Source organism: Shewanella electrica (assembly GCF_022321485.1).
GTDB lineage: Bacteria > Pseudomonadota > Gammaproteobacteria > Enterobacterales > Shewanellaceae > Shewanella > Shewanella electrica.
In genome coordinates, this window is record NZ_JAKOGG010000128.1 from 1 (window position 1) to 297 (window position 297).

General features: G+C 69.0%; 1 protein-coding gene. It reads right to left on the minus strand.

The features are described from left to right. Positions 1 to 297: chlorophyll a/b-binding protein (locus L9G74_RS24020; RefSeq protein WP_238898556.1), on the minus strand; the 297-nt coding region annotated here is incomplete at both ends.

Genomic DNA, 297 nt, shown 5'->3' on the forward strand with positions numbered 1-297 from the left:
GGGGGGGATCACGCCGGTCTGGAACCACGGGATCGCCGTCTCGGCGGGGACGAGGCCCAGCTTGCCGAGGAGCTCCGGGGCGACCATGCCGACGACGCCCATCATCGCCGTCCGGCCGTTGAACACCTCGCCGTAGGCCAGCCACCGTGGCTCGATGAACCCGCCGGTCCCCTCCGGGTCCGATAGCCCCAGCGGGTCGAACCCGAAGTCTCCCGGAAGCGTGCCATCCAGGTAGCTCAGGGACTGCTTGGATGCGAACCACAGCTGCCTGTCAGCACCTTGCTTGGCAGGGGGAGT